This window comes from Bradyrhizobium sp. LTSP885 (genome assembly GCF_000938305.1).
Classification (GTDB): Bacteria; Pseudomonadota; Alphaproteobacteria; order Rhizobiales; family Xanthobacteraceae; genus Bradyrhizobium.
In genome coordinates this window covers 42,154-54,331 of record NZ_JYMT01000031.1, presented here as the reverse complement: position 1 = coordinate 54,331, position 12,178 = coordinate 42,154, and the positions used below count along the sequence as shown (strand labels likewise).

Sequence of the window (12,178 nt, the reverse complement as noted above, 5' to 3'; positions counted from 1 at the left end):
ATAGTTCGTGTCCTATCTAATTTGCATGCCTCCCACCCAATCCCATATCCACGCCGAGATCGGCCGCCTGGTCACACGGCTCGGCCGAATCTGGCGCCGCGAAACGGATCAGGCGCTGTCCGATCACGGCCTGTCCGACGCGACCGCGATTCCGCTTCTGGTGCTGTCGCGGCAGGGGGACAACGTTCGCCAAGGCGTGCTGGCCGACGAATTGGGGATCGAGGGGCCTTCGCTGGTACGACTGATTGATCTGCTGCAGGCCGAGGGGTTGGTGGAGCGCCGCGAGGATCCGACCGACCGGCGTGCCAAGACCTTGCATCTCACCGCGACCGGCGAGGCCAAGGTCGAGGAGATCAACCGGGTGCTGCGCCGTGTGCGGGCCAATCTGCTGAAGGATATCGGCAGCGACGAACTTGCGATAACCTTCGCGACACTTCAGCGCATCGAGCAGCGGGTCAGCCGCCTGCATGAAGCCAAGATTGTTGCAGAGGCGAAATAGCTATGCGCCCGGAAGAGCCGTTCCTGGTCCGCCATGCGGACCTCATTTTCGCTTTGAAGACGTTCGCCGCGTCGATGCTGGCGCTCGTCATCGCGCTGGCGATCGATTTGCCGCGGCCCTATTGGGCGATGGCGACCGTCTACATCGCCTCGCAGCCGTTGGCCGGCGCGACCAGTTCGAAGGCCTTCTTCCGCGTCATCGGCACGTGGGTCGGCGCCACCATGACGGTCGCAATGGTACCGAACCTGATCAACGCGCCGGAACTGCTATGCCTCGCGATCGCGCTCTGGGTCGGGCTCTGCCTTTATCTGTCGCTGCTCGACGGCACGCCGCGCAGCTATGTCTTCATGCTGGCTGGATATACCGTGGCGTTGATCGGCTTTCCTTCGGTGGCCGAGCCGGGGAGCATCTTCGACATCGCACTGGCGCGGGTGGAGGAGATCTCGCTCGGGCTCATCTGTGCGAGCCTGGTGTCGACGGTGGTGTTTCCGCGCAGTGTCGGCCCGGCCGTCGGCGGGCGTGTCAGGAAATGGCTTGCAGATGCGCGCGGTCTGTCCGGCGATGTGCTGCTTGATCGCGGGACCAGCGAGACGCGCCGGACCCAGCGCCTTCGCCTTGCGACCGATGTCGTCGAGATCGATACGCTGGCGACCCATCTCGCCTATGATCGTCTGGCCGATGCCGGCGCCGTACGTGGCCTCAGCGAGATCCGGTTGCGCATGCTGATGCTGTTGCCGGTGATGACGTCGATCGAAGACCGGCTTGCCGCACTCGGCGAGGCCACGCTGCAAAAGCGGCCGGAGCTGCGACGCCTGCTTGGCGATGTCGCTGAATGGATCGTGGACGAGGATCGCATCCGGCAATCCGGAGAGCGGATCCGCGCCGCGATCGTGGAGCGACAATCTGCGCTCGATGGCCTGGCACCGCGGGAACGCATCATCACGATCAGCCTGTTGCTGCGCTTACGCGACCTCGTCGATATCTCGGCCGATTGCCGCGCGATCGGCGATGCGATCGTGGCGAGCAAGGATATCTCCTCTGTCGCGCTGGCGTTCCGCCCCGAGGCTGGCGCCGCGCCGGTTCGCCATCGCGATCACGGCATGGCGCTGTGGTCGGCCGCGGGCGCCGCGGTCGCAATCCTGATCTGCTGCGGCCTGTGGATCGCGACCGGCTGGGCGGATGGCGCCTCGGCGCCGATGATGGCGGCGGTCGCCTGCTGCTTCTTTGCCGCGCAGGACGAGCCGGCCCGTAGTATCCGGGCCTTCGGTCTTTTGTCGCTGGTCGCGATCGTCATCGTTGCGATCTATCAGTTCGCGATAGTACCTGGCATATCCCATATCGAGGTCCTGATAGCAGCGCTGGCACCGACCTTCCTGCTCTACGGCTTTTTGATCTCGCGGCCTGCGACCCAGCCGATCGGCTCGGCGCTCGCCGTCAACACCGCGACGTTGCTCGCACTGCAATCGACCTACAGCGCGGATTTTGGCAGCTTTGCCAATACCTCCGTCGCTTTCTTCCTCGGCATCGTCATCGCTGAGATCGTGACGCGGGTCGCGCGCGGCGTCGGCGCCGAATGGATCGCCAGGCGCCTGATGCAATCGAGCTGGCAGGAACTCGCCGTCGCCGCCGAGCGCCGTGGGCACGGCGATCGCGCGCAGTTTGCCGGCCTGATGCTGCACCGGCTCGGTCTGCTGGTGCAGCGCATCGCCTTCATCTCCGAAAGCGACCGCCGCGATGCCGACAGCCTGACCCAGCTTCGCGTCGGGCTCAACATCATCGATCTCAGGCGCGCCCGCTACGGCCTCGCAGCCTCGACCGTGCGCGCCATCGACGACATGCTCGACGATCTCGCGGCGGTCTTTCGCTATCATCCGGGGGGTGCAATGCCGTCCGAACTGCTGTCACGCGTCGATGCCGCGGTGGCCGAGGCCGTCAAGGATCCCAATGACAGCGCGCGGGACGATGCGTTGCTCGGCCTCGTCGGCATCCGCCGCGGCCTGTTTCCGGATGCGCCCGCGTACCAGTCGCGGCCCGAGGAGAGTTTTGCGGCATGAGGTATGAGATCGATATCTATGGTGTCCTGGTCCCGGCGCTGCTGCTGTGGTTGATCGTGGCCTATGCGCTGAGCACCCTCGTGAGCCGAATCATGCGGCGCTTCGGGCTCTATCGGCTGGTCTGGCACCGCGCGCTGTTCAATTTCGCCCTTTATGTCTGCCTGTTGGGTGCCGTCGTCTATCTTTCGGAGTTACTGCCATGAAGGGGAATTTCGCCTGGCTTGGTCGCGTTGCGCTGACACTCGTTGCTGTCGTCGCGGCGCTTGCCGTCGGTCGTGGGCTATGGATCTATTACATGGAGTCGCCGTGGACGCGCGACGGCAGGGTCCGTGCCGACGTGGTTCAGGTTGCGCCCGACGTGTCCGGCTTCGTCACCGACGTGCTGGTCAAGGACAATCAGAAGGTCCATCGCGGGGATGTCCTGTTTCGGATCGATCGTGCACGCTTTGGGCTGGCGCTGCGGCAGGCCGACGCGGCGGTCGCCGGCCATCAGGCGACGCTGGACCAGGCCAATTCCGATTTGAAGCGCTACAGCGCACTCACGACGGATGCGGTATCGCAGCAGAAACAGGAGCAGATTCTCGCGACGCAGCTCCAGGCCAAGGCGGCCTATGATCAGGCCATCGCCGATCGCGCGGTGGCCCAGCTCAACCTCGATCGCAGCGAGGTGCATGCGTCCGTGAACGGCACGATCACCAACATGGATCTGCGGCCCGGTGTCTACGTCGCTGCTGGCAAGGGCGTGATGGCCTTGGTCGACGCCGATACGCTGCATGTGGAAGGCTATTTCGAGGAGACCAAGCTGGCCCGCATCCATGTCGGCGACAAGGTGCAGGTGCGCCTGATGGGCGATCCTGTCAGGCTCACCGGGCATGTCGAGAGCATCGCGGCCGGTATTGAAGATCGCGACCGGGCCGAAGGCGCGAACCTATTGGCCAACGTCAACCCGACCTTCAGTTGGGTTCGCCTCGCGCAACGCGTCCCGGTACGCATTGTACTGGACCAGCTTCCCGACGGCGTAGCGCTCGTGGCGGGCCGTTCCGCGACCGTCGAGGTCATGAAATAGCCGAGTACGTCCTCGGCTCAGGCTGTGCGGCCTGACGCGCCGTGCGGGCGCACCAGATTGTCCGCCCAAACGTCGGCGATATGCGGCAGGGTGAGGTCCTGCCTGCGGTCGAGCAGAAGCTCGAGCACGCGCGGCGGTGTCAACGGCAGTTCCTGAACGCGCTTTCCCGTCGCGTCAGCCACAGCGCAGGCGATGGCCGCACCGACATTGAGGATCGGGACCTCGCCCGCACCCTTGGTGCCGAGAGGTCCGATCGATGGGGCTCCCTCGTAGAGATTTATCTCGACCGGAACCACATCGAGCGCCAGCGGCACGCGGTAGGTCTCGAAGCCGTTCTGGTTGACGCGGCCGTTGCTGCCGATTGTCACCTCTTCGTGCAGGGCGTAGCCCAGTCCCTGCACGACGCCGCCCTGGATCTGGCCATGGACGGCGCGCGGGTTCAACGCACGGCCGACATCCTGGACGACGCGATAATTCAGCACCTCGACATGTCCGGTTTCCTTGTCGACGGCGACCTCGCAGTCATGCACGGCAAAGACCGGGATATCGATCGCGTCGATGAAGTGGCCCGCGACGCATCCCGGCATCGCCGGCACGCCGGCGCCGGTGAAGGCGCCGGTGCCCGAGATCGGACCGATCTTGGCCTGGGCGCGGGTGGCGACCTCGGCGATCGCGCGGCCGGAGCCGGGTGCGCCGGCGATCTCGATTCGTCCATCGCGCATCACAAGGTCTTCGGGTGCCGCCTCGATCATGTCCGAGGCGACCTTGAGGAGTTTGGTGCGGACCTCCTGCGCGGCTGACAGGCTCGCGGCGCCGAGCGCGACCGTGGTGCGGCCACCGCCGACACCGACATCGTAGCCTGCGGCATCGGTGTCGGCGGCGCGCACGATCACGTCTCCAGGATTCATGCCGAGCGTGCCGGCGACGATCTGCGGCAGGCTTTGCATCATCGAGCCGGAGCCGATCTCGACGCCTGACGTCACGAGCGTGGCCGTGCCGTCGGCGTTCATGTTCACGGTCGCGGCCGACGGACCGACAAAGACGAACCATGTCCCGACCGTGGTGGCGCGGCCGTAGAGCCGGCCATCGTCAAGCACGCGCGGCGGCGCGGCCGCATCCCGCAGCGTGTCCATCCGCTCCAGCATCGGGCCGAGCACGTTGCCCTCGAACACTTGTCCCGTGGCGCCGAGATCGCCGTCGCCGAGCACGTTGCGGCGGCGGAAAGTGAGGGGATCCATGCCGATCCGCGCGGCGATCTCGTCGGTGTGTCGTTCCAGCGCGAAAGTGTTGTAGACGCCGTTGCAGCAGCGGAAGGCGCCGTTCGGGGCGGTGTTGGTATAGACCGCGCGCGATACCAGCCGCACCGCGCCGAGCCGGTAGTTGCCGCCGAGCGTATGCGCGGTCATCGTGGTCAGGAAGATCTGTTCCCCGCCATAGGCGCCGCAATCCATCAGCACGACGGCCTCGCGACCGACGATCTCGCCGTTGGGTGTCACCGCCGAGCGAATCCTGATCTCGGCATTCTCGCGGAACAGGCAGGTCAGCATCTCCTCCTCGCGCGAGTTGACCAGCCGCACCGGTCGTCCGCTGGCACGCGCCAAAAGCGCGGCGAACGGCTCGACCGCAAGGTCGAATTTGAGACCGAAGCCGCCGCCGACCGCCGGCACCGTCACTCGGACTTGGGAGGCGGCAACACCGAGCAGGCGCGCGGTCGCGTTGCGGACGGTCCAGGGCACCTGGGTCGACGTCTCGATGTGGAAACGTCCATCCTCATAGCTTGCGACCACCGCGCGCGGCTCGAAGGCGACATGGTTTTGGCGCCCGACGCGGAAGGAGCTCTCGACGATCTCGACGTCCGCTCTGGCGAAGGCGGCATCGACATCGCCGCGGACGACAGTTGCTTCCCAGGCGACATTGCCTTTGCGCGCACCGCCTTCGAACAGGATTTCGTGCTCGCGCCAGTCGGGGTGAATGAGCGCGACGCCGGGCTGAAGCGCCTCGGCCATGGTGAGCACCGCCGACAAGGGCGCAATTTCAAGTTCGATCGCGGCGAGCGCAGCCTGAGCATGGGCCAGCGTGTCGGCGGCAACCGCAGCCAGCGGCTCGCCGTCATAGCGGATCACGTCGCGCGCGAACAGCGGGTGGTCGGCAATACCGATCCCGATCTTGCCGGGTGCATCGGCCGCCGTGATGATGGCGCGCACGCCCGGCATGCGCGCGGCTTTGGTGGTGTCGAGACGGACGATACGCCCCGAAGGTACGCTGGCGCGCAGCACCGCTGCATGCAGCATCCCCGGCAAATAGCGATCGATGGTGTAGCGCGTGTGGCCGCGCAGCTTGTCGCTGGCATCGCGTCGCCGGAAATCCATGGTTGCTGATGTGTCGGACATTGCTGCGCCTCCTGCTATCTCGCGGCGAGCGCCAGCAATGTGGCCTCGACGATGCGCTCATATCCGGTACAACGGCAGATGTTGCCGGTCAGCGCCGCACGGATATCGTCGCGAGTCGCGCCGGGCGTGGTCGTCAAAAGATGCGTCAAGGTGACCACCATGCCAGGAAAACACATGCCGCATTGCACCGCATCGGAGGCCTCGAGGGCCTGCTGGATCGGATTCAACGTGCCGTTGATGGCAAGGCCTTCGACCGTGCGGATATCGCAACCCTGTGCGAGCGCTACGGGCATCAGGCATGACGGCGCAGGCCTGCCGTCGACCAGCACCATGCAGGCGCCGCAAAAGCCCTCGCGGCACACCGGCTTGGCGCCGGTCAGGTGAAACTCCTCGCGCAGGACGTCGACGAGCGGCATCGCCGGATCGGCGATGGAGGTGAGGCGATCGCCGTTGATGCTCAGGCTCAAGACCATGTTCGCTTTCTCACTGGCCCTTTAACCGTCAAGCGCGGCGGCGACCGCGCGGCGCACCAGGCTCGGCAACACACTCACACGATACCAGGCCGGCACCTCGATGCTGTCGCGGCCGATGAACTCCTCGGCCAGCCCTGCGGCGATATCAGCCACCCGCGGGGGATCGAGCGCGCCGCCAAGCAGGGCGGCTTCGAGCCGCCCCCAGCGTCGCGCAGCCGGTTCGACCGAGCCGACCGCGATCCGGATCGCCTGGACGCGGCTGGCTGCATCGACGTTCACCGAGAGGCTGACGATGGCGACGGGATAGTCACCCGACTTGCGCAGCGGCAGGCGGGCATGCGCGGTCTTGCGCTCGGTCCGAGGCACGATGATCCTGGTGACCAACCGGCCGGGCGAGAGTGTCGATCGCACCTTGAGAAAGTCGACCAGGCTCATGCGCTCGCTGTTATTCCGGCTTGCAACTTCGACCGCAGCATCGAGGCAGAGTAATGCCGGCACGCAATCCGCCGCGGCGAAGTCCGACGCCGCTAGATTGCCGCCGATCGTTGCCATGTTGCGGATCGCCGGGTTGGCGGAGCGGCCGGCTGCGGTGACGAGGACGCTGAACTCCGGGAGGTCGGTCAACGCCGCCGCCAACGCCGCGTGCGTCACCGCTGCACCAATCTCAACCGCCGCAGCATCGATCCGGATCGCGCTCAGTTCGGGGATCTTTCCGATCGCGACGTAGTGCGGCTTGAGCGGCTCGTGCCGGATCGGGGATCGCATGATCCACGTGCCGCCGGCGAGGGGGGCGCCAGCGGACCCGAAGTCGTGCAGCGCGTCGAGCGCGGCCGGCAGCGTAGGGGCGACATAAATCGACCCCGCGTCGCTATGTTCGGCACGCACGACAAGACCTGACGTCATTGGCTTCGTTCCTGTCGCAGGCGATCGAGCAGCACGCCGATGATGACGATCGCGCCGAGCACGATCATCTGGACGTAGCCGTCGATACGGGTGAGATTCATGCCGTTGGACAGGATGGTGACGAACATGGCGCCGAGCACCGCGGTGCCGACCCCGCCGCGACCGCCGGCCAGGCTCGTTCCACCGACGACGGCGCCGGCGATCGCCTGCAGCGACAGCGAACCGCCGAGATTGGGCTCGCCCGAGCCGGTGCGCGCCGTCATCATGATGGCACCAAGTGCTGCGAGGCTCGAGCAGAGCACATAGGTCAGGGCCACGATCCGCTTTACCGGCAGGCCGGCCACCGCGGCGGCGCGCGGGTTGGTGCCGATGATGTAGAGCGAACGGCCGAACACGGTGCGCGCCAGCATCAAATGCAAAACGATGCCGACCGCAACGGTGATGATGATGGCGGCCGGTACGCCGAAGATGCTGCCGCCGTAGAAGATTTGGGAGAACAGGTCCGGCACGCCCTGCACCGGCCGTCCGGCCGAAAGCGTCGTCGCGACTCCGATTGCGATGTTGTAGCTGCCGAGCGTCGCGACAAAGGGGTTTACGCCAAGCATCGCGATCACCACGCCGTTGAAAAGGCCGCAGGCGACGCCGAGGCCAAATCCGGCGCCAAGCCCGGCAAGCAGCACGGTCGTGGTGTCGTGGCCCGCTGCGGTCGCACTGGCCATCGCCAGGGCGGTGCCGACGCTGACCATCGACACCGCCGGGCCGAGGGCGAGGTCGAAGCCGCGGGTCAGGATCACCACGCTCTGGGCCATCGCAAACAGCGCCAGATAGCTGGTCTGCTGGGCGATGTTGAGCAGATTGGCCGGCGACAGCACGCGGCGGTCGACGGCGGCGAAACCGAGCAGAAGCACGACCAGCGCAATCGGCAGTATGCTGTGCCACAGCCATTTGATCGGAGCCAGCCTCGCAGACCCGGTGTCCTTTGCGTCGACCGACAATTCGAGGTCAGACACGGGACTTCCTCCGTCGGCTGAGTTCGTCCAGTGCCACCGCCGCCACCATGATGACGCCGAGAAACACCGGTTGCAGGCGGGAGTCGATGTGCAGCAGGTTGAGCGCATTGCCGAGGATGGTCAGGAACAGCGCGCTGACCGCGACGATCTCGGCTCGGCCGACACCGCCGCGCAGGCTGACGCCACCGATCACGGCGGCGGCGATCGACTGCAGCATCATGCGGTCGCCGCCAAAACTCGCCTGGCCGGAGCCGACCTGCGCAGTGAGCAGGATTCCGGTCAACGCCGCCAGCACGCTGGAGGCGACATAGGTGCCGACGATGTGGCGCTGGATCGATACACCCGACACCACGGCCGCATCGACATTGCCGCCGATCGCATAGACGTAGCGGCCGAACAGCGTGCGCCGTTGCGCGAACATCATCGCGACAATCACGGCGAGCGCGACATAGACGGCGGTCGGCAGGCCGAACACCTGGGCGCGGCCAAAGCCCTTCACGAAGACCTCCGGCATGCCGTAGACCGGGATGCCGCTCGTGATCATGAGGCCGACGCCTGCGGTCGCCGACATCGTGCCGAGGGTGACCACGAAGCCGGAGACCTTGAGCTTCGCCACGCATAAGCCGTTGACGAGCCCGACCACGAGTCCGCAGCCAAGCCCGGCGGCGACGCCGCTTGCAATGATGAGGGCATTATTGCCGGGAAACGTCGCCGCCGTGACGGCCATGGTCTTGGCTGTCACGACGCTGGCAAGTGCGACGACGGCGCCGACCGAAAGATCGAAACCGCCTGCGATGATCACCAGCGCCTGTCCGCAGGCGACGATTGCCAGGAACGAGCCGTTACGGAGGATGTTCAGGATATTGATCAAGCCGTAGAACTGCGGATCGATCGCCGACATGCCAGCAATCACCGCCACCAGCAGGGCCGGCAGGAATCCGATTCGTTCCGCGATCGATCGGCCAAGGCCGATCGACGCCCGGGGGTGGCCGGCCGTGAGCGCAGTGCTCATGCGACCTCCGCCGCGAGATGATCCCGGAAGAAGCTCGCGAGCACGTTCTGCTCGGTCTTCGCAGCGCCCTTCAGCTCAGCTGCGATCCGGCCGTTGTGCATCACGTAGAGCCGGTTCGACAGCGCCAACACCTCCGGCAGTTCGGACGACACCACGATAACGGCGGCGCCGGCCTCGACGAGGCGTTTCATGAATTCGTAGACCTCGAGCTTGGCGCCGACGTCGATGCCGACGCTTGGTTCGTCGAACAGGAACACGGTCAGCTCACGCGTGAGCGCGCGGCCGAGCATCACTTTCTGGCGATTGCCGCCCGACAGCGCGCCGGCTGGCCGCTCGATATCGGGCGGCCTGAGTTGCAACTGCGCCATGATGCGGCCGATCGCCGTGCGCTCCGCTGCTTGCCGCAGCACGCCGAAGCGGGCGAAGGCGGGTAGGTCGAGCCCGGTCATCGAGGCGTTCTCGCGGATCGGACGTGACAGCGCGAGGCCTTCGGCGATCCGGTTGGCTGGGAAATAGGCGATGCCGTGCTTCAGGCTGCGCCGCGGCGCCGGAAATTCGTATGGCAGGCCGTCGATCCTGATAACGCCCGAGGTCATCGGTGCGAGTCCATAGATCGCACGGACCAGCTCCGACTTGCCGCAGCCGACGAGACCCGCAATACCCGTGATCTCACCGGCCTGGGCGTAGAAGTTGACGTCGCGGACGCTGCCGTCGGCCAACGTGAGATTTTCGACGTCGACCATGATCTTGTCCGGTCTGTGCGCGATGGCCGGAAACAGCAGGTCGATCTTGCGACCGGTCATCAATTCGACCAGTTCGCCATCGGTCGATGCAGCGGCGTCGACGGTACGGATGTGGCGGCCGTCACGCAAAATTGTGACGCGGTCGGCCAGCGCGCGGATCTCGCGCATGCGGTGCGAAACGTAGATCAGCCCGACATTCTGGCTTTTCAGCCGCGCGATCAGTTCGAACAGCCGTCCGGTCTCGCGCTCGGTCAGGGAGGCGGTCGGCTCGTCGAGGATCAGCAGACGAACCCGGCCGAGCAGGGCCTTGGCGATCTCCGCCATCTGCTGGTGCGCGCGCGAGAGATCGTCAACCCGCTGTGATGGATCGAGGTCGAAGCCGAGCTCGTCGATGAGGTTCCGGGCACGCTTTCGCATCTCCCGCGTACGCAGGACGCCGCCGCGCGAGGCTTCGCGGCCGAGGAACAGATTCTCTTCCACGGTGAGGCTCGGCACCAGCGAGAATTCCTGGAAAACCGGGCTGATACCGATCGCGCGCGCCCGCTGCGGCGTGAAATGTCGGATCTCTTCGCCGCCGAAATGGAACGTGCCTTCGTCGGGTGGAAACGTGCCCGACACGACATTGATCAAGGTCGATTTGCCGGCGCCGTTCTCACCGAACAGCACGTGCAGCTCGCCGGCGCGGACATCGAGATCGACCCGATCGAGCGCCCGGACACCGGCAAAGCGTTTCGAGATGCCACGCAAACGGAGCAGGGGCTCGGCCTGCTTCAGATCGATTTCGGCATCCATCTCCTGCTCCGTGGGTGTCCGGCAAGCAGGCGGGAGCTGTGGCTCCCGCCTGACGTATGTGGCCTGGGCCTACTTGGCCTTGACCGAATAGACCGGGGTCCAGCTTCCGGGTGCCAGCACGAGGTCCATCTGCAGCTTCGGCACGGTGGTCTTGTCGACTGCTGATGCCAGCGGCTGGGCGAAGCTCATCACCGGCTTCTTTTCGATCAGGCGCACCGCCTGATCGACCGAGACGGCGCCTTCGCCAACCGGGTACTGGGTCGCAAAGGCGAGGATGTCGCCGCGGTTCAGTGCATCGAGCATGGCCTGGTTCTCATAGGACGACATGATCTTCATGTCGTTGCGTCCGGATTCTGCGACCGCGCCGATCGCGGCTTCGGCGGTGGGGGCGGTCCCCCAGATCACGTTCATGCCGGGATAGGCCTGCAACGCGTCCTGGATCAGCTGGAGCTGGACCGCGACGCCGGAGTCTCCGAATTTCTCGGCAAGAATCTTGGCGTTCGGGTTTTTCGCCACCGCCTTCTTGAAGCCTTCGTTGAACGATTCCGCCCAGCCCGAGCCGGCCGGGCCGGGGAAGGTCACGATGTTGAGCTTGTCGCCGGGCTTGGCCTGCGCCAGCAGGCCTTCGCCGGTCACTGCGCCCATGGCGACGAAGTCGACATAGATTGCCGCAGGCAGGGCGTTAGGCGGCAGCGGATTGGCGACGCCGACGACCGGCACGCCCTTGGCTTTGGCTTCCTCGAATTTCTTGCTGAGGCCAGCACCGGAGATGGCACCGACAATAATGGCATCGGCGCCGCTCGCCATGCAGTCGTCGAACTGCGAGAGCTGCTTGGGCAGGTTCTCATAGCCGCCGGCTTCATAGAGCGTCATGTTGACATTCATCGCCTCGGCCTGCTTCACGATGCCGTAGGCGACTGCCACCCAGAAGCTGTCCTTCATGTGCGGGAACAGCACGCAGAGCTTGTAGGGCTTCTCGGCCTTCGGCAGCGGCGTGTACTCCGCCGGCTTCGGCGTGCCTGATGAAGCGTCGTAGAGCTTCATCGGAAACCACGGCGTCTCGGCTGCCGCCGCCGGCGTGATCGCGGCGGCGATTGCCAGGCCGGCGACGATGCCGAGCGTGGATCGGATCGGTCGAAAACGATTGGCGGGAAGACGCGACACGCAACTTGTCATGGATCTGTCCTGATGGTTCGAATGAAAGGCGAGGGCCGACGACTTCGGATCTCCTCCTGC

Annotated in this window: 11 protein-coding genes; 4 read left to right on the top strand and 7 right to left on the bottom strand. The window is 65.7% G+C overall.

Going from position 1 to position 12,178, the window contains the following annotated elements:
• Nucleotides 1-25: 25 nt before the first annotated feature.
• The 4 genes from UP09_RS18915 to UP09_RS18900 are packed head-to-tail and all read left to right on the top strand — an operon-like array spanning nucleotide 26 to nucleotide 3,619.
• A complete protein-coding gene (locus tag UP09_RS18915) occupies nucleotides 26-499 on the top strand; it encodes a MarR family winged helix-turn-helix transcriptional regulator (protein ID WP_044539775.1) in 474 nt (157 codons plus the stop codon).
• A 2-nt stretch (nucleotides 500-501) separates the two neighbouring features.
• A complete protein-coding gene (locus UP09_RS18910) occupies nucleotides 502-2,553 on the top strand; it encodes an FUSC family protein (protein WP_044539774.1) in 2,052 nt (683 codons plus the stop codon).
• Nucleotides 2,550-2,756 (top strand): DUF1656 domain-containing protein, encoded by a 207-nt coding sequence (locus UP09_RS18905; RefSeq protein WP_044539773.1) that lies wholly within the window; start codon nucleotides 2,550-2,552, stop codon nucleotides 2,754-2,756. The genes UP09_RS18910 and UP09_RS18905 overlap by 4 nt, the downstream gene beginning before the upstream one ends.
• Nucleotides 2,753-3,619, top strand: coding sequence for an efflux RND transporter periplasmic adaptor subunit (locus UP09_RS18900; RefSeq protein ID WP_044539772.1), 867 nt, complete (start codon nucleotides 2,753-2,755; stop codon nucleotides 3,617-3,619). The genes UP09_RS18905 and UP09_RS18900 overlap by 4 nt, the downstream gene beginning before the upstream one ends.
• A 17-nt stretch (nucleotides 3,620-3,636) precedes the next feature.
• On the opposite strand, the gene UP09_RS18895 is transcribed toward UP09_RS18900, so the two are convergent.
• The 7 genes from UP09_RS18895 to torT all read right to left on the bottom strand — a co-directional run bounded on the left by UP09_RS18895 (nucleotide 3,637) and on the right by torT (nucleotide 12,106).
• Nucleotides 3,637-6,009: a xanthine dehydrogenase family protein molybdopterin-binding subunit gene (locus tag UP09_RS18895; RefSeq protein WP_044539771.1), complete on the bottom strand. Its 2,373-nt coding sequence runs from the start codon at nucleotides 6,007-6,009 to the stop codon at nucleotides 3,637-3,639.
• 14 nt (nucleotides 6,010-6,023) lie between these two features.
• A complete protein-coding gene (locus UP09_RS18890; RefSeq protein WP_044539770.1) occupies nucleotides 6,024-6,482 on the bottom strand; it encodes a (2Fe-2S)-binding protein in 459 nt (152 codons plus the stop codon).
• Nucleotides 6,483-6,503: 21 nt separating this feature from the next.
• Nucleotides 6,504-7,385 carry an FAD binding domain-containing protein gene (locus UP09_RS18885; RefSeq protein ID WP_044539769.1) on the bottom strand — a complete coding sequence of 294 codons (882 nt, stop codon included), beginning with the start codon at nucleotides 7,383-7,385 and terminating at the stop codon, nucleotides 6,504-6,506.
• Nucleotides 7,382-8,395, bottom strand: a complete 1,014-nt coding sequence (locus UP09_RS18880) for an ABC transporter permease (RefSeq protein WP_044539768.1) — start codon at nucleotides 8,393-8,395, stop codon at nucleotides 7,382-7,384. The genes UP09_RS18885 and UP09_RS18880 overlap by 4 nt, the downstream gene beginning before the upstream one ends.
• Nucleotides 8,388-9,407, bottom strand: coding sequence for an ABC transporter permease (locus UP09_RS18875; protein ID WP_044539767.1), 1,020 nt, complete (start codon nucleotides 9,405-9,407; stop codon nucleotides 8,388-8,390). The genes UP09_RS18880 and UP09_RS18875 overlap by 8 nt, the downstream gene beginning before the upstream one ends.
• Nucleotides 9,404-10,942 (bottom strand): sugar ABC transporter ATP-binding protein, encoded by a 1,539-nt coding sequence (locus UP09_RS18870; RefSeq protein WP_044539765.1) that lies wholly within the window; start codon nucleotides 10,940-10,942, stop codon nucleotides 9,404-9,406. Before UP09_RS18870 ends, UP09_RS18875 begins: the two co-directional genes overlap by 4 nt.
• 69 nt (nucleotides 10,943-11,011) lie before the next feature.
• Entirely contained in the window at nucleotides 11,012-12,106 is a 1,095-nt protein-coding gene (gene torT, locus UP09_RS18865; RefSeq protein WP_245302054.1) for a TMAO reductase system periplasmic protein TorT, read from the bottom strand.
• Nucleotides 12,107-12,178 lie beyond the last annotated feature (72 nt).